At 70.8% G+C, this 20,095-nt stretch carries 21 protein-coding genes; 4 read left to right on the forward strand and 17 right to left on the reverse strand.

The genetic code is table 11. The annotated features are described in order from the left end of the window. Positions 1 to 74: 74 nt before the first annotated feature. Positions 75 to 314, reverse strand: a complete 240-nt coding sequence (locus tag ACIDOF_RS18595) for a type A2 lantipeptide (RefSeq protein WP_409007019.1) — start codon at positions 312 to 314, stop codon at positions 75 to 77. A 550-nt stretch (positions 315 to 864) separates the two neighbouring features. Between ACIDOF_RS18595 and ACIDOF_RS18600 the strand changes: the two genes are divergently transcribed. Together ACIDOF_RS18600 and ACIDOF_RS18605 are read left to right on the forward strand one after the other, a co-directional pair. Next, positions 865 to 1,659 carry a phytanoyl-CoA dioxygenase family protein gene (locus tag ACIDOF_RS18600; RefSeq protein ID WP_409007020.1) on the forward strand — a complete coding sequence of 265 codons (795 nt, stop codon included), beginning with the start codon at positions 865 to 867 and terminating at the stop codon, positions 1,657 to 1,659. Positions 1,660 to 1,829: 170 nt separating this feature from the next. Then, entirely contained in the window at positions 1,830 to 2,696 is an 867-nt protein-coding gene (locus ACIDOF_RS18605; protein WP_409007021.1) for a GyrI-like domain-containing protein, read from the forward strand. A 149-nt stretch (positions 2,697 to 2,845) separates the two neighbouring features. On the opposite strand, the gene ACIDOF_RS18610 is transcribed toward ACIDOF_RS18605, so the two are convergent. The 9 genes from ACIDOF_RS18610 to iolC form a co-directional block, all read right to left on the reverse strand. Then, on the reverse strand, positions 2,846 to 3,712 hold the full coding sequence (locus ACIDOF_RS18610; RefSeq protein ID WP_409007022.1) for a sugar phosphate isomerase/epimerase family protein: 867 nt from the start codon (positions 3,710 to 3,712) through the stop codon (positions 2,846 to 2,848). After that, on the reverse strand, positions 3,709 to 4,725 hold the full coding sequence (locus tag ACIDOF_RS18615) for a Gfo/Idh/MocA family protein (RefSeq protein WP_409007023.1): 1,017 nt from the start codon (positions 4,723 to 4,725) through the stop codon (positions 3,709 to 3,711). Before ACIDOF_RS18615 ends, ACIDOF_RS18610 begins: the two co-directional genes overlap by 4 nt. Positions 4,726 to 4,794: 69 nt before the next feature. Next, complete coding sequence (locus ACIDOF_RS18620) at positions 4,795 to 6,222, reverse strand: sugar porter family MFS transporter (protein ID WP_409007024.1); 1,428 nt, start codon at positions 6,220 to 6,222, stop codon at positions 4,795 to 4,797. An 11-nt stretch (positions 6,223 to 6,233) separates the two neighbouring features. Further along, positions 6,234 to 7,184, reverse strand: a complete 951-nt coding sequence (locus ACIDOF_RS18625) for a TIM barrel protein (protein ID WP_409007025.1) — start codon at positions 7,182 to 7,184, stop codon at positions 6,234 to 6,236. A gap of 32 nt (positions 7,185 to 7,216) precedes the next feature. Beyond that, positions 7,217 to 8,713, reverse strand: coding sequence for a CoA-acylating methylmalonate-semialdehyde dehydrogenase (locus ACIDOF_RS18630; RefSeq protein WP_409007026.1), 1,497 nt, complete (start codon positions 8,711 to 8,713; stop codon positions 7,217 to 7,219). Positions 8,714 to 8,727: 14 nt separating this feature from the next. Then, positions 8,728 to 10,611: a 3D-(3,5/4)-trihydroxycyclohexane-1,2-dione acylhydrolase (decyclizing) gene (gene iolD, locus ACIDOF_RS18635; protein ID WP_409007027.1), complete on the reverse strand. Its 1,884-nt coding sequence runs from the start codon at positions 10,609 to 10,611 to the stop codon at positions 8,728 to 8,730. Next, a complete protein-coding gene (gene iolB / locus ACIDOF_RS18640; protein WP_409007028.1) occupies positions 10,608 to 11,516 on the reverse strand; it encodes a 5-deoxy-glucuronate isomerase in 909 nt (302 codons plus the stop codon). Before iolB ends, iolD begins: the two co-directional genes overlap by 4 nt. Further along, positions 11,513 to 12,397 (reverse strand): aldolase, encoded by an 885-nt coding sequence (locus ACIDOF_RS18645; protein ID WP_409007029.1) that lies wholly within the window; start codon positions 12,395 to 12,397, stop codon positions 11,513 to 11,515. Before ACIDOF_RS18645 ends, iolB begins: the two co-directional genes overlap by 4 nt. Further along, the gene (gene iolC / locus ACIDOF_RS18650) at positions 12,397 to 13,344 is read right to left on the reverse strand and encodes a 5-dehydro-2-deoxygluconokinase (RefSeq protein WP_409007030.1); all 948 of its coding nucleotides are present in this window, start codon (positions 13,342 to 13,344) and stop codon (positions 12,397 to 12,399) included. Before iolC ends, ACIDOF_RS18645 begins: the two co-directional genes overlap by 1 nt. A gap of 206 nt (positions 13,345 to 13,550) precedes the next feature. On the opposite strand from iolC, the gene ACIDOF_RS18655 reads away from it, so the two are divergent. After that, positions 13,551 to 14,546: a LacI family DNA-binding transcriptional regulator gene (locus ACIDOF_RS18655; protein ID WP_409007076.1), complete on the forward strand. Its 996-nt coding sequence runs from the start codon at positions 13,551 to 13,553 to the stop codon at positions 14,544 to 14,546. Between the two features lie 33 nt (positions 14,547 to 14,579). Here ACIDOF_RS18655 and ACIDOF_RS18660 read toward each other — a convergent pair whose 3' ends face one another. From ACIDOF_RS18660 to ACIDOF_RS18680, 5 genes are all read right to left on the reverse strand, one after another. Next, entirely contained in the window at positions 14,580 to 15,218 is a 639-nt protein-coding gene (locus ACIDOF_RS18660) for an HAD family acid phosphatase (protein WP_409007031.1), read from the reverse strand. A 114-nt stretch (positions 15,219 to 15,332) separates the two neighbouring features. Continuing rightward, the gene (locus ACIDOF_RS18665) at positions 15,333 to 15,929 is read right to left on the reverse strand and encodes a HutD family protein (protein WP_409007032.1); all 597 of its coding nucleotides are present in this window, start codon (positions 15,927 to 15,929) and stop codon (positions 15,333 to 15,335) included. Between the two features lie 74 nt (positions 15,930 to 16,003). Next, on the reverse strand, positions 16,004 to 16,423 hold the full coding sequence (locus ACIDOF_RS18670; protein WP_409007033.1) for a DoxX family protein: 420 nt from the start codon (positions 16,421 to 16,423) through the stop codon (positions 16,004 to 16,006). Positions 16,424 to 16,614: 191 nt separating this feature from the next. Then, a complete protein-coding gene (locus ACIDOF_RS18675) occupies positions 16,615 to 16,968 on the reverse strand; it encodes a VOC family protein (RefSeq protein ID WP_409007034.1) in 354 nt (117 codons plus the stop codon). Then, positions 16,965 to 18,143 carry a Glu/Leu/Phe/Val dehydrogenase dimerization domain-containing protein gene (locus tag ACIDOF_RS18680; protein WP_409007035.1) on the reverse strand — a complete coding sequence of 393 codons (1,179 nt, stop codon included), beginning with the start codon at positions 18,141 to 18,143 and terminating at the stop codon, positions 16,965 to 16,967. Before ACIDOF_RS18680 ends, ACIDOF_RS18675 begins: the two co-directional genes overlap by 4 nt. 77 nt (positions 18,144 to 18,220) lie before the next feature. Here ACIDOF_RS18680 and ACIDOF_RS18685 point away from each other — a divergent pair, with 77 nt between their 5' ends. Beyond that, entirely contained in the window at positions 18,221 to 18,679 is a 459-nt protein-coding gene (locus ACIDOF_RS18685; RefSeq protein ID WP_409007036.1) for an Lrp/AsnC family transcriptional regulator, read from the forward strand. Positions 18,680 to 18,754: 75 nt separating this feature from the next. Here the strand turns inward: ACIDOF_RS18685 and ACIDOF_RS18690 are convergent, their stop codons facing one another. Next, a complete protein-coding gene (locus ACIDOF_RS18690) occupies positions 18,755 to 18,931 on the reverse strand; it encodes a hypothetical protein (RefSeq protein ID WP_409007037.1) in 177 nt (58 codons plus the stop codon). 32 nt (positions 18,932 to 18,963) lie between these two features. Beyond that, positions 18,964 to 19,782: a VOC family protein gene (locus ACIDOF_RS18695; protein WP_409007038.1), complete on the reverse strand. Its 819-nt coding sequence runs from the start codon at positions 19,780 to 19,782 to the stop codon at positions 18,964 to 18,966. Positions 19,783 to 20,095: the final 313 nt, after the last annotated feature.

Raw genomic sequence — 20,095 nt, forward strand, 5'->3', positions numbered from 1 at the left:
CCTGATGCGTCCGAGAGCCCCGGAACACGAGGATCCGGGGCTCACGAAGCATGGCGTCTCGGTGAGCGGAAGGCTCAGAGACCGGCGGTCAGGCCGGTGGCCAGGCCCTGGACGGCGCCGGTGTTCAGGCCGGTGGTGCCCTCGACGGTGCCGACGACGCCGGAGACGACGCCGGAGACCGGGGCGACCGAGTCGAGGGTGCCGGTGACGTTGCCGGTCACGTTGCCGAGAACGCCGTTGACGAGGCCGCCGGCGACGTTGTCGAGGTCGGCGTCGGAAAGCTCGGCGGTCGCGACCTGGGGGGTGTTGTTCATGATGCGAACTGCCCTTCTCATGAAAGTTGTAAGGGGGTGTTTCCAACCCGCCGAACCAGTGGCTCCAATTCCGCGGGAGCCTGGATCAAAGCACGTTCGCGGCACGCACATCCAATCGATGGAGAGCCGGTCCCGCACGTCAGCGGCATCGAATCACCGCTGCGTGCAGGCGAGTTCACCGCGTCGCGGCAGCTCCTTCACAACATTCACAGAGGGAAAAGACGGATGCGGAACGACTCCTTCCAACAAGTCGGACATCTTCCCGCCGGATTGCCCTTCCTGTGGCCCGTGCACGGAAATTCCCCGGGGAGTACGTACCGAATTGCGTGACCGGCGTGCACATTCGATGTGCAGGTTCATTGAAGGCGTGCTGAATCGGGTCCGAATCGGACACGGGGGTGGATACGGCGAGGCGGGAAGGGGAATCCCCTCTTGTCCGGTGCGGGCGAATTGGGCGGTGGGGGAAGGGGATCGGCCCGCACCCGGACCCGACAGAACCCGTGCACGGGATGTCGGGTCCGCGTGCCCGGCCCCGCCGCACCCTGGGGGCATGGACGACACGACCTTGGTACACCGCTTCCTCCGGGACGGCTTCGTGAAGCTGGACGGCGCCGTCGCGCCGCGCGTGGCGGCGGACTGTGCGCGGCTGCTGTGGCGGGAGACCGGCTGCGACCCGGACGACCCGGCCACGTGGACGCAGCCCGTGCACTGGGTGGGCGGCATGGCCCAGGGCCCCTTCGCCGCCGCCCCCAACTCCCCGTATCTGCAGCACGCGTACGACCTGCTCGTCGGCGCGGGACGATGGGAGCCGCGCTACTCCCTCGGCACGTTCCCGCTGCGCTTCCCGCACGAGGAGGAGCCGGACGACGCGGGCTGGCACATCGAGGGGAGCTATCTGCCGGACGGCGAGACCTGGCCGTTCACCGATCTGCGGTCCCGGGGCCGGGCGCTCCTCATGCTGTTCCTGTTCAGCGAGGTCGGCGAGGCCGACGCCCCCACCCGCATCCGGGTCGGCTCCCACCTCGACGTGCCGAAGGTCCTGGAGCCGTACGGGGAGGACGGTGCGAGCGGGCTCGCCCTCGCGCCCGACCTGGTCGCGGCCTCCGACCACCGGCCGCTCGCCCTCGCCACCGGCTCCCCGGGCGACGTCTTCCTCTGCCACCCCTTCCTGGTGCACGCGGCCCAGCCGCACCACGGGTCACGGCCCCGCTTCATGGCCCAGCCGCCGCTGCTGCCGGCCGCGCCGTACGAGCTGGAGCGGGCCGACGGCGCCTACTCACCCGTGGAGATCGCGATCCGCCGCGGCCTCGGGCTGGACGCGCCGGGCCCGGACGGGGAGGGCTGAGGCGGCGTCGCAGGGGGCAGTGGTGCACGATCGTCCCGTGAACGCCCCGACCGGGGCGAGGGAAGCGGGCAGGTCCGTCCTCGTGCCGACCGGGGCGAGGGAAGCGGGCAGGTCCGTCCTCGTGCCGGGCCGGGCCGGGCCGGAGCGAGGGAAGCGGAAGGAGGCCGGGTGTGCTGGAGCGGCTGAACCAGGCCATGGAGCACATCGAGGCGCATCTCGACGAGACCGTCGACGTGGCGGAGCTGGCCCGCATCGCGGCCACCTCGGAGTACCACCTGCGCCGGATGTTCTCCGCCCTCGCGGGCATGCCGCTGTCCGAGTACGTACGCCGCCGCCGGCTCACCCTCGCGGGCGCCGAGGTGCTCGCCGGGCGCGAGACGCTCCTGGACATCGCGGTGCGGTACGGGTACTCGTCCGGCGAGGCGTTCGCGCGGGCCTTCCGCGCCATGCACGGCGTCGGCCCCGGCGAGGCCCGGCGCACCGGTGCGGCGCTCAACTCGCAGTCCCGGATGGCGTTCCGCCTCACCGTCGACGGGAGCAGCAGCATGCGGTACCGGGTCGTCGACAAGGCGGACTTCACCGTCGTCGGGTTCAAGGCCCGCGTACCGCTGGTGCACACGGGCCCCAATCAGGCCATCGTCGACTTCGTACGGGGCCTCGACCCGCGGGACCTGGAGCGCCTGGAGCAGCTGTCGGACCAGGAGCCGCACGGCCTCGTCGCGGTCTGCGACGACCTCGACCCCAGCCGCGCCGAGGGCACCGGACTCGACTACCACCACGGTGTGATCACGTCGGCGGCCGCCCCCGAGGGCACGACGGTGCTGCCCGTGCCGGCCGGGACGTGGGCGGTGTTCACCGTGTCCGGGCCGGTGCCGCGGGCCATCCAGGAACTGTGGCGGGACGTGTTCACGGAGTGGTTCCCGTCCAACCCGTACCGCACCCGCACCGGCCCCGAGATCCTCCGCACCCGCCTGTCCCCGCACAAGCCCGAGGGCCACGCGGAACTGTGGCTCCCGGTGGAACCGGAGGGGCGCTGAGGTGGTGCGCCGCGTGTCCTTCGCGGCGGCGCGGAAGGCGACGCGCAGCCCCTCCACGCCGAGGTACGGCGACGGGGTCAGGCGCCGGCGGGTTGCCGTTGGCGTCGGACCCGGTCAGCCGTGCGCCGGCGGCGTAGGGACCCCGAGCCTCATACGGCGAGTTCCTTCCGGATCCGGTCGAGCATGTACGCGGACGACTCCCGGGCCCGTTCCTCCCAGGCGAAGACGCAGGCCGTGGCGACGCCGTCGAAGTTCAGCTCGCGCAGCGTGCCGAAGAAGACGTCCCAGTCGACCTCGCCCTGCCCGATGTCGAGGTGCTGGTGGATGCGGGCGGGCGTGCCGGGCGGGTTCATGATGTAGCGCAGGCCGGACGAGCCCTTGTGGTTGAAGGAGTCCGCGATGTGCACGTGCTGCAGCTTGTCGCCGGCGTACCGCATCATCGCCGCTATGTCCGCCCGCGGGTCCGTGCCGGCGAGATGGAAGGAGTGCGGGGCGCAGTACAGGTAGTTGACCCAGGGCTTGTTGATCGCGCGGACCAGGTCGACGGCCGGGTTGTTCTCCTCGCAGAAGTCGTCGGGGTGCGCCTCCAGGTTCAGGGCGATGCCCTCGCGTTCGAAGACCGGCAGGAGTTCCTCCATGGAGCGCCAGAACGCGGCCTCCGACTCGGGGGCCTGCTCCGGGCGGCCGTTGAACTCCGAGTTCATCAGCGGGCATTCGAGCTCTGCGGTGATCTCGATCATCCGCTTCCAGTAGCGGACGGCGGCCTGCCGCTCGGTCTCGTCGGGCGAGGACCACTTGTAGAGCGGAAGGACCGACGACAGCTGAACTCCGTGCGTACGCAGGGCTGTCTTCAGCTCGGCCACGCGCGCGTCGTCCGCGCGCGGGTGCAGGAAGAACGGCATGAAGTCGTCGCGGGGCGACAACTCGATGTACTCGTAGCCAAGTTCGGCGACCGTGCGGACCATCTCGTCGATGGGCAGGGCGCGGAACATGTACGGGTCGATGGCGATCTTCACGCGTTGCCTCCGTAGAACGCCGGGCGGGGCTTGAGGTCGGTGGCGACGACGGCGCCGGAGTGCAGGGCCTCGACGGTCGCGCTGGTGATGACGGTCGCGGCGTACCCGTCCCAGGCGGACGGGCCGGTGGGCTCGGCGTCGGCCGCGACGCCCGCGATCCACTCGCGGAACTCGGTGTCGAAGGCGGCCTCGAAGCGGCCCACCCAGTCGGTGAGCACCTCGGTGCTGTGCCGGGCCGCGGTGCGCACGCCGACGGCGGCCGGGTCGGGCAGCCGGACGAGGCCCTCCTCACCGACGGCCTCGCACTGGATGTCGTAGCCGTACTGGCAGTTGACGAACACCTCCAGGTCGATGCGGGTGCCCTTCGCGGTCTCGAAGAGCATGATCTGCGGGTCCTTGAGGTGCGCGAAGCGCTTGCTCGTCGAGCGTGGGGTGACGACCTGCGTGGAGATGATCTCGTCGTCGAGGAGCCAGCGCAGTACGTCGATCTCGTGCACGGCCGTGTCGAGCGCGGCCATGTCCGAGGTGTACGTCTCGGGCACGGTCGGGTTGCGGTGGGCGCAGTGCACCATCAGGGGCGTGCCGATGCGACCGGAGTCGACGACGTCCTTCAGCTGCCGGTAGCCCTGGTCGTAGCGGCGCATGAAGCCGACCTGGACGAGACGGCGGCCGTGTGCGATCTCGGCCTCCACGATGCGCAGGCAGTCCTCGGCGGTGGTGGCGAGGGGTTTCTCGCAGAACACGGGCTTGCCGGCGGCGACGGCGTTCAGGACGTGCTCGGCGTGCGTCGGCCCCCAGGAGGTGACGAGTACGGCGTCCACGTCGGCGGCGGCGACGAGCGCGGCCCTGTCCGGGTGCACGGTCGCGCCGACCGGTGCGGCGGCCTGCGCGGCACGGTCCGGGTCGATGTCGGTGACGGCGGTGACCCGGGCGCCGGAGACCACCTCGGTGAGGCGCCGGATGTGCTCCCGGCCGATCCAGCCGGCGCCGACGACGCCTACGCGTACGGTCATGGGTTCTGCCTTTCGTGCGGCGGTCCGGGCTCAGCAACAGCCCGGAACATCAGGGGAATTGAGGGGCGTTCAGGAGAAGCGGGCCTTGAGTTCCGCTTCGAGGGTTTCGAGGCTGCGGCCCTTCGTCTCGGGCATGTACTTCTTCACGAACGCCAGGGCGAGCACGCCGAGCGCGACGAAGAGGAAGAACGTGGCGGAGATCCCGAGGCCGGAGACGAGCGAGGGGAAGACCAGGCCGATGGCGAAGTTGGTCAGCCACAGCACCACGGCGGCCACGCCCATGCCGAAGGCCCGCATCCGCATCGGGAAGATCTCCGACAGGGTCAGCCAGGTCACCGGGGAGATGGCGCCCTGCTGGAACGCGAGGAAGGTGACCGTCATGGCGAGCACCGCGTAGGCGCGCGGCTCGCCCGCGGGCAGCGCCAGCGAGAACACGCCGATCAGCAACAGGGCGCCCGTGGTGCCGAGTTGACCGACCATCAGCATCGGCCGTCGTGGCACCCGGCCGAGCAGCCAGATCCCGACGAACGTCGCGGCGACCGAGATGACGCCGTTGGCGATGTTCGCGGTCAGGGCGCTGTCGGAGGCGAAGCCCGCGTCGGTGAGGATCTGCGTGCCGTAGTACATGATCGTGTTGACGCCGGTGATCTGCTGCACGATCGCGATGCCGAAGCCGACGAACATCAGCTTCCGCACCCACGGCACGGCCTTCATGTCCTGCCAGCCGCCGAGCTTCTCCTGCTCGTCCTTCACGGACAGGGCGGTGACCTCGCGCAGCTCGTCCTCGGCCCGCTGCTGGGACCTGATCTGCCGGAGCACCTCGAAGGCCTCCTTGAAGCGGCCCTGCGCGGCCAGCCAGCGCGGGCTCTCCGGCATCACCAGCATCCCGAACCAGAGCACCACGGCGGGCAGCGTGGAGATGACCAGCATCCACCGCCACACGCCGCCGGACTCGCCGCCGATCCGTGCGATGACCGCGTTGAAGGAGAAGGCGAGCAACTGCCCGCTGACGATCATGAGTTCGTTGCGGGTGACGAGGGCGCCGCGCCGTTCGGCGGGCGACACCTCCGCGAGATAGACCGGCACGGTGACCGAGGCGCCGCCGACGGCGAGGCCGAGGACGAACCGCGCCACCACCATGAACTCGGTGGTCGGGGCGAGCGTGCAGGCGAGTGCGCCGACGAAGAACAGCACGGCGAGGAGGAGGATGTTGCGGCGCCTGCCGCGTGCGTCGGAGAGCCGTCCGCCGGTGATCGCGCCGAGTGCGGCGCCGAGCAGCAGCGAGCTGGTCACCATGCCCTCGGTGACGGGCGTGAGACCCAGATCCTCGGTCATGTACGGCAGGGCGCCGTTGATGACTCCCGTGTCGTAGCCGAAGAGGAGTCCGCCGAAGGTGGCGATGAGGGTGATGACCCGCAGGCGGCGGCTCACGTCCCGGGGTGGCGTCTCCTGGTGAGCCGCCGGTGGCGCCGTGGTCGCGTCGTCCCTGACGTCCATGGCGTGCCCCCTCAGCGGTGAAGCGCGGGTCGGTGGGTTCCGGTGAGGCCGCAGCCGGCCAGGTGCTCGCGGGTGCTGACCGCTATGGGCAGCGGCACGTCGGGAGCGCACGGGTACAGGTCCTGCTCGACGATCACGAACAACTCGGCGTCCAGAGTGGCGAGTTCGGCGACGACATCGGCAGGGTTGGGCACGCCCGCCGGGGGCGAGACGCACACGCCGCGCTTGACGGCCTCGCCGAAGGAGAGGTCCTCGGCGGCGACCTGGGCGAGGATCTCCGGGTCCATCTGCTTGATGTGGACGTAGCCGACGCGCTCGCCGTAGCGGCGGATCAGGTCCAGGTTGTCGCCACCGCCGTACGCGACGTGCCCGGTGTCGAGGCACAGGTTGGTGTACCGCGAGTCGGACTCGTTGAGCAGCCGCTCGATCTCTGCTTGCGTCTGGATGTGGCTGTCGGCGTGCGGGTGCAGGACGAGGCGGATGTCGTACTCGTCGAGGAGGAGCTTGCCGAGCCGGTCGGCGTTCTTGCCGAAGCCGGCCCACTGGGCGGCGGTCAGCTCGGGCGGCTCGGTGAACGCGCCGGTCTTCTCGTCCCGGTACATGGGCGGGATGAGCACGAGGTGGTGGGCCCCGGCGGCCGCGGTCAGTTCGGCGACCTGCCGGACGTGGGCGAGCATGTCGTCCCATGCCTCGGGTCGGTGCAGCGCGCCGAACGCGGTGCCGCCGGACACCTTCAGCCCGCGCGCCGCCAACTCCTCGGCGAGTACGGCGGGTCGGGTGGGCAGATAGCCGTACGGGCCGAGCTCCAGCCACTCGTACCCGGCGCGGGCGAGTTCGTCGAGGAAGCGGGTGTACGGGACCTGGTGCTCGTCCTCGGGGAACCAGACGCCCCAGGAGTCGGGAGCGGAGCCGAGGCACAGGTTGCCTGCGGTGGTGCGGAGCGGTGTGGGCGCCGTTGCCATGGTCGAGTCCTTCAAGTGATGGGGGCAGGCGGTCAGTTGGAGGTGGGGAAGGTGAATCCGGCGGCGACGTGCTGCGCCGGTCGCGGCCAGCGGGTGGTGACGACCTTCGGGCGGGTGTAGAAGCGGATGCCTTCGGGGCCGTGGATGGGGGAGTCGCCGATGAGGGAGTCCTTCCAGCCGCCGAAGGAGTAGTACGACATCGGGACCGGCACCGGCACGTTGACGCCGATCATGCCGACCTTGACGGCTCGCTGGAATCGGCGTGCGGCCTCGCCGGAGTCGGTGAACAGGGCGGTGCCGTTGCCGTACGGGTTGGCGTTGATCAGGGCGATCGCCTCGTCGAGGGTGTCGACGCGGACCACGGCGAGGACCGGGCCGAACAGCTCTTCCTTGTAGGCGTCCATCTCGGCGGTCACGTGGTCGAGGAGGGAGGGGCCGGTGAAGAACCCGTCCTCGTGGCCTTCGACTTTGACGCCGCGGCCGTCGACGACGACCGTGGCGCCCTGACCTGCGGCTCCGGCGACAGCGCTCTCGACGCGCTTGCGGGCCGCGGCGGTTACGAGAGGGCCCATGTCGGTACCGGGTGCGTCGCCCGGGCCGACCCTGACCTCTTCGGCCTTGCGCTTCAGGACCTCGACCAGGCCGTCGGCCGCGTCGCCGACGGCCACCGCAACGGACACGGCCATGCAGCGCTCGCCGGCCGAGCCGTACGCCCCGGCCGTGATGTGGTTGGCGGCGAACTCCAGGTCGGCGTCGGGCAGGACGACGGCGTGGTTCTTCGCGCCGCCGAGCGCCTGCACCCGCTTGCCGCGCGAAGTGGCCTGCTCGTGCACGTACTTGGCGATCGGCGTGGACCCGACGAACGACACGGCCTCGACGCCGGAGTGGGTGAGGAGCGCGTCCACTGCGGTCTTGTCGCCGTGGACGACGTTGAAGACGCCGTCGGGCAGACCGGCCTTCTTGTACAGCTCGGCGACGAAGTTCGCGGCCGAAGGGTCGCGCTCGCTGGGCTTGAGGATGAACGTGTTGCCCGTGGCGATGGCGATCGGGTGCATCCACAGCGGCACCATCGCGGGGAAGTTGAACGGCGTGATCCCGGCGACGACCCCGAGCGGCTGACGGAAGTTGTGCACGTCCACACCGCGCGACACCTGGTCGGAGAAGCCGCCCTTCGACACGTCCCCGAGGCCGCAGGCGTACTCGACGACCTCACGGCCACGGGTGATCTCACCGCGCGCGTCGTCGACGGTCTTGCCGTGCTCGGCGGAGATGATCCGCCCCAGCTCCTCCTCGTGCTCCACCAGCAACTGACGGAAGGCGAACAGGACTTGGGTGCGCTGCGAGAGCGAGGACTCGGACCAGGCCTCGAAGGCGCGGGAAGCGGCGGCGACGGCCGCGTCCACGTCGGACGGGGCGGCGAGGGCGACGCGGGCCTGCTCCTGGCCGGTGGCGGGGTTGAAGACGGGGGCGGTGAGGCTGTCGCCGACGGGAGCCGGTGCGCCGTCGATCCAGTGCGGGACGGTGTTCATGAGGGCTTTCCTTGTCACAGGTAGTGGCGCTGGGCGCGCTTGCGTGCGGCGTACGTCTCGTACGCGGTGCGGGTGGATTCGAGGGCGGAGACCTCGCTGACGGGCACGTCCCACCAGCCGTGGCCGGGCGGGTTGGGCCCGTACAGGTCGGTCTCGACGTGGACGACGGTGGTGCGCTCGGCGGCCTTCGCCTTCTCCATCGCCGTACGGAATTCGTCGACGGTGGTGGCGTGCAGCACGTCCGCGCCGAGCGACGCGGCGTTCGCGGCCAGGTCGACCGGCAGGACAGCGCCGTCCAGGTGGCCCGAACCACCGTTGCGGTAGCGGTACTTGGTCCCGAAACGCTGCGAGCCCAGTGCCTCGGAGAGGGAGCCGATGGAGGCGAAGCCGTGGTTCTGGACCAGGACGACGATGACCTTCAGGCCCTCGGAGACCATGGTGACGATCTCCTGAGCCATCATCAGGTACGAGCCGTCCCCGACGAGCACGACGACCTCGCGGTCCGGCGCGGCCATCTTCGCGCCGACGCCGGCCGCGACCTCGTAGCCCATGCAGGAGTATGCGTACTCGACGTGATACGCCTTGGGGTCCCGGGCCCGCCACAGCTGCTGAAGGTCACCGGGCATCGAGCCGGCGGCGTTGATGACCACGGCACGGTCGTCGAGGGTGTTGTTGAGGGCGCCCAGCACCTGGGTCTGAGCGGGGAGTTTCCCCGTGTTCCGGTCGGGGCCGAAGCACTCCTCCTCGATCTCCCTTGTGCGGACGATGAGTTGGCGTGTGTGCACCCGGTATTCGGGTGTGACCTGCCAGTCGGTCAGCGCACCGGCGAGGGCCTCGATGCCGAGACGTGCATCCGCGACGACGGGTTCGGCGGAGTGCTTCACCGCGTCCAGGCGGGCCACGTTGAGGTTGACGAACGTGACGTCCGGGTTGCCGAACACGGTGTGGCTCGCGGTGGTGAAGTCCGAGTATCGGGTGCCGATGCCGAGCACCACGTCGGCGTCCTTCGCCAGCTCGTTCGCGGCGTACGCACCCGTCGAGCCGAGGCCGCCCACCGCGCACGGGTGGTCCCACGCCACCGCGCCCTTGCCCGCGTGCGTGTCCGCGACCGGGATGCCGGTCGCCTCGGCGAACGCCCGCAGCGCGGTCTCGGCGCCGGAGTACACGACCCCGCCACCGGCCACGATCAGCGGCCTCTTTGCGCCCCGCAGGATCCGTACGGCCCGTTCGACCGCCCCCGCCTCCGGGACCGGACGTCCGACGTGCCACACCCGCCGACGGAAGAACTCCACCGGCCAGTCGTGCGCCTCGGCCTGCACGTCCTGCGGCAGCGCGAGCGTCACCGCACCCGTCTCCACCGGATCCGTCAGCACCCGCATCGCCGCGAGCGCGGCCGGGATCAGCTGCTCGGGCCGGGTGATGCGGTCGAAGTACTTCGACACGGACCGGAAGGCGTCGTTGACCGTGACGTCTCCGGCCCGGGGGTCCTCCAGCTGCTGCAGCACGGGGTCGGGGGAGCGGGTGGCGAACATGTCGCTGGGGAGCAGCAGGACCGGCAGCCGGTTGGTGGTCGCGAGCGCCGCACCCGTGATCATGTTGGTGGACCCGGGCCCGGTGGACGCCGTGCAGGCGAAGGTCGCGAGCCGGTCGCGCATCTTCGCGTAGGCCACGGCGGCGTGCACCATGCCCTGCTCGTTGCGCGCCAAGTAGTAGGGGAGATCGGCTTCTTGAGTCCGCGCCGCCTGCAGCAGGGCCTGACCGATGCCCGCCACGTTGCCGTGCCCGAAGATCCCCCAGGCGCCGGGGATCAGCCGCTGCTCCTGGCCGTCCCGCTCGCTGTACTGCTGCGCGAGGAAGCGGACCAGGGCCTGGGCGGTGGTGAGTCGTACGGTGTTCATCGCTGTTCTCCGAAGGGGAGCCGGTCGTCGACGTCCTGGGACGCCCAGGTGCCGCGCACCCAGCCGTGCGCCGGGTCGTCGCAGATCAGCCACGCACGGTCCTGTCCGGGACCGGCCATGACGTTCAGGTAGTACAGGTCGTAGCCGGGCGCGGCGATCGACGGCCCGTGCCAGCCGTGCGGGATCAACACGGTGTCGCCGGAACGGACTTCGGCCAGCACATCGAGCGGCCGCTCCTCGGTCCCGTACACCCGCTGGTATCCGAAGCCGGGTCGTCCGTCGGGCCCCTCGGCGATCTCGAAGTAGTAGATCTCCTCGAGTTCGCTCTCGACCGGGTTGCCGTCGGCGTCGGTGCGTGCCTGGTCGTGCTTGTGCGGCGGGTACGAGGACCAGTTGCCGCCAGGCGTGAGGACCTCGCAGACCAGGAGCTGCTCGGCCTCGAAGGTGCCGGGCAGGCAGTAGTTGTTGACCTGCCGGGAGCAGGCCCCGGCGCCGCGCAGCTCGACCGGCACGTTCTCCTTGGGCCCGTACCGGGCGGGCTGTGCGGGCCCGCCGGTACGGGCCGAGGGCAGCGCAAACGTCCCGCCGGACGCGCTGCGGAGGAGGGCCTCTGTGGTGTGCGGCAGATAGGCGAAGTCGGTGGCCGAGTCGAACACGCCGCTGCGGCCCTGGAGTTCGAAGACCTCGCCCCCGACGGTGACGGTGCACCCGCCACGCAAGGGCAGTACGAGAAACTCGGAGTCCCCCGTGGAGAGCGCGTGTGCCTCGCCGGGGCCGAGGGTGAGGATCTTGAGGCCGGAGTGTCCCCACCCTGCCGACTCGGGGGTCACGTCCAAGTCGTACGGACCTCGACACGACGTCCCCGCCGGCAGGTGGTACTTGGAGGTGTCGGTGGAGCCGTTCACAGCAGGCTCACCGCCCGGTCCACGGCACCGGCCACGTCGCCGTCCGAGGGGTAGAGCAGGGAACGGCCGACGGTGAGCCCCTGTGCCGTAGGCAGCTTCAGGGCCTTGCCCCACGACTCGAACGCCGCCTCAGGGTCCTTGACCTCGCCGCCAAGCAGCACGGCGGGCAGCGTGGAGGAGGCGAGCACGCGCTCCATGTCGGGGACGACCGGCAGCTTCAGCCAGGTGTAGGCGCTGCGTCGGCCGAGCCCGGAAGCGATGGTGACCGACTTGATGACAGCCTCGGTCGAGAGGTCGTTGCGGATCCGCCCGTCCTGCTGCCACTCCGACAGGAACGGCTCGACCATGGCGATGAGTCGGCGGTCGTTCAACTCGTCGACGGCGCGGGCGGTGTTCTCCAGCACGGACGGTGTCGCGGCGTCGTTCAGCGCGATACGGGTGAGCATCTTGCCGCCGTCGAAACCCATCGCGGCGATCGTCTCCGCGTCGTACCCGGTGAACCGGTCGTCGATCTCGAACGACGAACCCGCCAGGCCCGCGCGGTTCATCGACCCGAAGACGCTCTTGCCGTCGAGGACGCCGAGGAGCAGCAGGTCCTCCAGGATGTCGGCGGTCGCCAACACCCCGGTCACTCCCGGCCGTTCGAGGGCGATGCACATGCGGTCGAGCAGCTCGAAGCGGTCGGCCATCGCCGTCGGGTCGGCACCCACCGCGTTGGCGCCGCGCGCCGGGTGGTCCGCAGCGATGATCATGACCTTGCCGTGCTCGCCGAACGGCGATGTGGCCTTCATGCGGCGGGCGGCGGCCGCTGCGATGGCGCCCGGGTCGTTGACCCGGGCCCCGACGATCCGGTCCACGATCTCTGACTTGTCAGTGGGCATCAGGGGTGCACCTCGCGCAGCTTGGACTCGACCTCGGACTCGGTGGGCATGGCGTCGGCGCAGGCGAGACGGCCCGCGACGACCGCCCCCGCTGCGTTGGCGAAGGACACCGTGCGTTCCACGTCCCACCCGGACAGCAGGCCGTGGCAGAGCGCGCCGCCGAACGCGTCGCCCGCGCCGAGGCCGTTGACCACATCCACGGGCGCCGGCGGGATCTGGGCCACGGAACCGTCCTGACCCATCGCGAGAACACCTTCGGGTCCTTGTTTCACCACGGCCAGCTCGACACCGGCCGCGAGCAGTGCCTTGGCGGCGGCCTGCGGCTCGCGCTCGCCGGTGGCCACCTCGCACTCGTCTCGGTTGCCCACGGCGACCGTGGTGTGACGCAGTGCCTCGGCGTAGTACGCGCGCGCCTCGGCCGGGTCGCGCCAGAACATGGGGCGCCAGTCGAGGTCGAAGACTGTCGTGGCCGCCTTCGCCCGGTGGTCCAGCGCCGCGAGCGTCGCCGAGCGGCTCGGCTCCTCGCTGAGCCCGGTGCCGGTGAACCAGAGGATCTCGGACTCGCGTACGGCCTCCAGGTCCAGCTCCTCCGGCTTGATGTCCAGGTCGGGGGCCTTCGGCTGCCGGTAGAAGTACAGCGGGAAGTCGTCCGGCGGGAAGATCTCGCAGAACGTCACCGGTGTCGGCGCGATGTCCGACTCACCGACGAACCGGGTGTCGACCCCGAAGCCGTCGAGGGCCGTCCGTACGAAGTCGCCGAACGGGTCGCAGCCCGTCTTGGTGATCACGGCCGTGCGGTGCCCGTAACGGGCGGCGGCCACCGCGACGTTGGTGGGGCTGCCGCCCAGGTACTTGCCGAACGAGGCGACCTCGGCGAGCCCCACGCCTGTCTGGAGCGGATACACGTCCACCCCGACTCGGCCCATGGTCAGCACTTCGAACGACATCACGCAGGGGTCCCTTCGCTCAGGACGACAGCTCGTGCAGGGGGAACGTTCTTCTTGACTGGCGCGCTCTACTAGCGCGCTCTAGTGCGAGTACGATGACCCCTGTTCAAATGTCATGTCAATAGGTTGTTGCCACGGGATTTCGTGGCCGCACGGCGAAGGGCGTGGAGTCACAGGTGAGTGGAACGGGCAAGCAACGCCCCACGATGGCGGACGTCGCCGAGAAGGCCGGGGTCTCGCGGGCCCTGGTCTCGATCGTCTTCCGCAATCAGCCGGGCGCGGGTCAGGAGACCCGTGACCGCGTGCTGCGGGTCGCCGAGGAGATCGGGTACCGGCCGGACAACGCGGCCCGCCTCCTCGCCCGCGGCCGCAGCCGCACCCTCGGCGTGCTCTTCACCGTTCACCAGCCGTTCCAGGCGGACCTCGTAGAGGGCATCTATCCGGAGGCGGAGCGGTACGGGTACGAGGTGCTGCTCTCCGCCACCGCCCCAGGGCGGGACGAGGGGCAGGCGGTCGAGGCGCTGCTCGCCCACCGCTGCGAGGCCCTGATCCTGCTCGGCCCGCTCTCCGACCCGGACCGGCTGGACGCGCTCGGCCGCCGTGCCGTCGCCGTGTCCGTCGGCCGCCGGGTGCGGGACGCGAGCCTGGACAGTGTCTACTCGGCCGACAACAAGGGGGTACGGCAGGCCATGGACCACCTCGCCGAACTCGGCCACCGCAGCATCACGCACGTCGACGGCGGCCGCGACCCGGGCTCGGCCGAGCGGCGCCGCGCCTACCGTGCGGCGATGCGGCGGCACGGCCTCGAGACGGAGGCCCGGGTGATCCCAGGCAGTCACACCGAGGACGCGGGCATCGAGGCGGGCCGCTTGCTCCTCGCGGAACGCGACGCCGGGACGCCGCTGCCGACGGCGATCCTCGCCTCCAACGACCGTTGCGCGATGGGCCTGTTGATGGCCTTCGCCCGCGCCGGCGTGGACGTCCCGGGAGAGGTGTCCGTCGTCGGCTACGACGACAGCCACCTCTCCCACCTCATGCCCGTCGCCCTGACGACGGTCCGTCAGGACGCCGTGCTCATGGCCGAACAGGCGGTTCGCTTCGCGGTGGACCGCCTGGACGACGCGACGATCGGCGTACGGGAGGCGGTCATCGACCCGAAACTCGTCGTACGCGACACGAGCGGCCCACCGGCTTTCCGGTGAGGGGGTCCAGGCGGCCGCGGCACCGGTGCCGGTTTACGACAACTGGCCGTCGTAGTCCGGCAGTTTGAAGGTCTTCTCCGCGTGGCCGCCGGAGAGGTCGGTGGCGCTGTTGCCGATGTTGGCGATGACCGTGTACCCCTGCGCCTCGATGGCGGCGCGCTGGGCAGTCTTGTAGGCGGCGACGTCCTTGAAGAGGTCGGGCAGCCCGCGCACGTGCAGGCCGCTGACCGTGTACCCGACGTGTTCGAGGTTGTACTCGGTGACCGATGCGATGATGCCGGGCCGGGCCGTCACGAAGAACAGGGCGACGCCGTGCTCCTGCGCGTACCGGGCGACGTCCAGGACGGGCTTGTTGGCGGGTTGCGGGTAGCTGAAGCCGAAGTCGGTCTCCAGCGCCGTGTTGTCGACGTCGAGGACGATGGCCTGCTTCTCGCCCGGCCCGCCCGCCGCGATGCGGTCCTCGAGGTACGGCAGGGCCTGGTCCATCACGGCCTGGCAGTCCCGCTGCCAGGTGGCGTAGTCGACGTCCCCGGCCGCGGTGCTGGTGATCGTCGCTGTGTCGGCCGGGGTGCTGGTCGTCGTGGCCCCGGCGGGAACGGCCAGGGCGAGGAGGGCGGTTGCGGAGAATGCGGTGACGGTGGCACGGCGGGCCCAGGGGCGTCGCGTCGTCATGGGTGGGGGGTTCCTCTCGCATGCACATGCGCTGACGTTGTCGTGCGCATGATGTGCGGCGAGAGTGGCCGGAAGGGGAACGGCGGGTTGAGCGCCGGTAGTTGGGGTTGCGGGTTAGACGGCCGCCTGGGCCGGGAAGTGGGCCACGGTGGCGTCGCGCAGGACGAGGTGCGCGTTCTCGCGGCCGGGGAGCACCGCGTCGAACCGTACGAGCTTCTCGCCGTCGAGCTCCGCTTCGCCGTCGAGGAGTACGAGGGCGTTGGTGGCCGACGCCGAGATGCTCAACTCCAGGTCTCCACGCAGGAGTTCGGGCGACCGGGGAATGCCGGTGGTTCCGCTGCGGACCATGAGGTTGAGGGCGCGCGTGCCCGGCGGAACGGTGGTCGTGGCCACCTCGGCGTCCCCGGCGAAGGCGAGGGTCTCGGCGAAGCGCAGGCGGTGAGCGGCGCCGTCGACCACGAGGTCCAGGGGCGCGGAGCGTGGCGCGGCGAGCAGGAAACAGCGGTCCATGCCCGGCAGCGACGAGAACACGCCGGGCTCGTCGATGTCCGCGAGGCTCAGCCGCCAGGCGGGCCGGGAGTCCGGGCCCGCACCGGGCTCGGGTTCACGGTGGATCTCCCGCGTCCAGCCGCCGCCGTTGGCCCAGCGCTGCGGGGCGAGGTCTGCGGTGCGGACGATACGGGCCTGGGCGGGTCGCGGTGCGGCGGGCATGGGGTCCTTCCCCTGAGGGCGCTGTGTACGCGGGTACGTGGGTGTGCCGGTGTGGCAGCCACGTTCTCAGAGGGTCAGCCGAGGTCGAACAGCGGGCCCGTGACGGTGAGGCCCAGGTCGTGACCGGCGTACGCGAAGAACGCGAGCAGCATCAGGGACGCGCCGGCCAGCGCGAGGTCCTTCTGGAAGTGGATCTGCTCCATCTGCCGGGCCTGCGGATCGCTCTCCTTCCAGAAGGCGTGCATGAGCAGCGCCGCCGGCACCAGGAACACCGCGAGGAGCAGCGCGCCCAGGTCCGCCCACACGCCGAGCAGCACGCTCAGCCCTCCGGCGAGCAGCAGCAGACCGCTGCAGACGGTGGCGGGCTTGGCGGCGGGCACACCCCGGGAGGCGGCGTATCCGGCCATGGCTCCCGTACGTCCGAGATGGCCGAAGGCCGAGCCGAGGAAGAGCGCCGCGAAGAGGATCCGACCGATGAGCACCAAGACGTCCATGACGTCCTCCAGGCACCGTGTTGGCGTACCGAAATCCGTCCACTTACAGGGTACGCGCGGTGATCGGCCGGTACAGGTCCTCTTCGATCAGTCGGCACAGGCCCCGGGCATCCGGAGAGAACGCGTCCGGACACTGTCCGTCACGCCGCTGCACGACGCCCCTGTACGCCGCCGGGTACGCGCCGCCCGGGTCAGAAGTACTGCACCATGCAGAACTCGTGCCCCTCCGGATCGGCCATCACCACGACCACGCCCTCCTCGTACTCGTGCCGTTCTCCGGTGAACCGGCCACCGAGGGCGCTGACTTGGGCGATGCCCGCCTCGATGTCGTCGACCGCGATGTCGAGGTGGAGGCGTGCCTTGCCGCGCTTCGGTTCGGTGACCGGCTGGAAGACGAGTCGGGGTTGCGGGTCGTCGGCGTGACCCAGGTACACCCAGCCGGGCTCGGACGGCCCCGGCGGGCGGTCGAGGAGCGCGCTCCAGAAGCCCGCGACCCGCTGCACGTCGAGGCAGTCGACGGTCACGCCCACCCAGCGGTTCGTCACGGCGTCACCAGCCCCGTACGCACCCGCTGCGCGGCGATCCGGGAGGCCGCGACGGCGGGTGTGGTCCGGTCGGCGCGGGCCGTGCGGAAGACCTCCCGGAGGGTGGCGCCGATGCCGTCGATGCGCTCGGCCAGCCGCTCCGCGGACTCTCGGCGCAGCTCCACGCCGGTCGCGTGGATGACGCCGCCGGCGCTGACGACCACGTCCGGAGCCCACAACACGCCCTGCTCCGCGAGGAGTTGACCGGTCCCGGGCTCGTCGAGCTGGTTGTTCGCCGGTCCCGCGACGGCCGCGCACCGCAACTGCGGCACTGTACGGGCGGTCAGCAGACCACCGAGCGCGGCGGGTACGAGGACGTCCACCTCCGCCGTGAGGGCGGCGTCCGGCTCCACCCAGGACGCGCCCAACTCCTCGGCCAGGCGACGGGCCTCCGGGCGTACGTCGGTCACCACGAGCCGGGCACCGGCCTCCCGGAGGAGCCGGGCCACGTGCCCGCCGACCGAGCCCAGGCCGATCACACCGAAGGTACGGCCGCTCAACTCCGGGGAACCGAAGGCCTCTTCGGCGACGGCGGCCAGTGCCACCAGGGTGCCGCGGGCGGTGTGCAGGGAGGAGTCGCCGCTGCCGCCGTCCTCGACGGGACGACAGCAGACGTGCGCGGTGCGGGTGCCGATCGCCGTCATGTCGGCGGGGCTGCTGCCCACGTCGGGGCCGGTGATGTAGCGGCCGCCGAGCGCTTCGACGGCGTCGCCCACGTCGTGCAGCAGCGCTGTGCGCTCCTCGCCCGTCAGGCTGGGGCCGGCGGGTTGTGTTCCCGTGCTCCCGGACCCCGTGCTCCCGGACCCCGGGGTTCCGGACCCCCGGGTCCCGGGCGCCGCGGGCAGGGCGACGACCGTCTTGCCGCCGCCGTGCGCCAGCCCGGCCAGCGCGTTCTTCTCGGTCATCGCCGTCGAGAGGCGCAGCGCGTCCGTGACCGCTGCGCCCGACTCGGCGTAGTGGGCGATCCGGCACCCGCCGGCGGCCGGGCCGAGGGCCGTCGAGTGGATCGCCACCGTGATCGCGAGACCGCTGCGACGGCCCCGTACGACCTGGACCAACTCGTGCTCCTCGCCCGGGAGTTGAGCGGCCAGGGGGTGGTGCTGGAGTGCGTCGGGTGCGACGAGTTCGGCTGTCATGGGGCGAAGCTAGCCGTTCCGCCGAGTCCTCGTACCCCACGCCGAACTTAAGTCGGCGCGGCCGTCATACTCCCGGCATGGACGAACTTGATTCGGCGATCGTCCGCCATCTGCAGCGCGATGCGCGGCAGACCAACCGCGACATCGCCCGCTCGCTCGGCATCGCCCCGTCGACCTGCCTCGAACGCATCCGTTCCCTGCGCGCCCGCGGCGTCATCACCGGCTACCACGCCGCCATCGCACCGGCCGCGCTCAACCGGCACGTCCAGGCCCTCATCCACTTCCAGATCCGCCCGCTCAGCCGCGCGATCATCGAGGCGTTCAAGACGTACGCGGCGGGGCTGCCCGAGGTCAGCACGGTGTACGTCGTGACCGGCGGGGACGACATGATCGTGCACGTGTCCGTTCCCAGCGTCGACTATCTCCACGGATTCCTGATGGACAAGTTCACCGAACGCCGCGAGGTGGTGGGGTTCCGCACGTCGGTGATCTATCAGCACGCCCACAATCAGGTGCTTGCGCCACTGACGCCGTGACCTGGAGGCGCCTGCGAGCGACGCGGGCACGCGGACCGCGATCGCCCCTCGTCAAGCGGGCTCTCGCAAACAGAGTCAGTTCTCGCTGAGTACGACGTTGCTGATGTCGCCGCCCCGGCGGTCCTTCCTGTCGCCCGCGTCGCTCCACACCCGAAGGCAGGTGCGTCGGCGGTTCCTGCGGATGCGGCGTGCGATGGCCCAGCCTGTTTCCGGCTGCTGAACCGGGGCCGTCGGCTTGGTTGTCGTGGCCACAGGGGACCGACCTCCGTGATTCGTCGGCTGTTTCAGTCAGTTCTCAGGCCCGGGCGAGGGGCCATTCCGTGGTTCACCACGAAGCGCGCTCCGTCCGGGTCGCGCAGGACGGCTTCCGCGGGGCCTGCCTCGACGAGAATGCTGCCGCCATGGATCTCGGCGGCCTCGGCGCATGCCTGGACGTCGGCCACCGTGAAGTGGATCTGCCAGCGGGGCCTGATCGTGGGGTCCCGGGCGGAGTCGGCGGCGCCGGAGTGGATGCGGGCCACGATGTCGCCCCGGCTGCGCAGGACGACCGTTTCGTCCGCGTACTCGACGGTGCAGCAGCCTTCGGTCTCCGAGGCCCAGCGGAGCACCTCCGCGTAGAAGATCGCCGCGTCCAGAGCGTCCCGGGTGTGCAACTCCACGAACGCGGGTGCTGCGCGGCGCCATTCCTCCCAGCCGGCCACCAACTCGCCCTCCCAGATGCCGAAGACCGCTCCGTCGCGGTCGGCCAGGAGAGCGGCTCGCCCCGGAGGGAACGAGATGGGTCCGACGGCGGTGGTTCCCCCGCGTTCCTGACTGCGGGCCACGGTCTCGTCCGCGTCGGCGGTCGCGAAGAACGGAGTCCAGGCGAAAGCCCCGTCGGGCAGGCCTTCCACGACGGACACCCCGGCCACCGGCACACCCTCGATGCTCGCGAACCGGTACTGCTCACCGAGCTTGCCCACGCGCCAGTCCCAATTCAGTACGGCGCTGTAGAACTTCTGCGCGGCGGTCAGATCCCGTGTCGCCAGACTGACCCAGCAGGGCGCCCCGAACACGGACCTGCTGGACAGAGCTTCGCTCACAGCTACGCTTCGGCTCTTCATGATCCGTACCGTTCCGAAAGGGTGCCGACCCGCCCCTGTCGCTCCGCATCCGGCGAAACGCGGCACGTCCTCCGGGTAACCGGCCGCGGCCGACCCAAACAAGCCTGAGCAGCTCGGACAGCTCGGACAGCTCGGACAGCGTGGACAGCGCGGACTGTTGCCGCCGACGTGACGCGTCACGCGTCAGCCCCACCGAGCCCGCCGGAGACCGGGCGTTTCCCACCTGCGGGAAGACCCCCTCGTGACTGCACAGCGTCACCCCCATCACCGGACGGTGATCGCCCCGGTCGCCCCGGCCGCCCCGGTCGCGGAT

This window comes from Streptomyces sp. Da 82-17, from assembly GCF_046098215.1.
Lineage (GTDB): Bacteria > Actinomycetota > Actinomycetes > Streptomycetales > Streptomycetaceae > Streptomyces.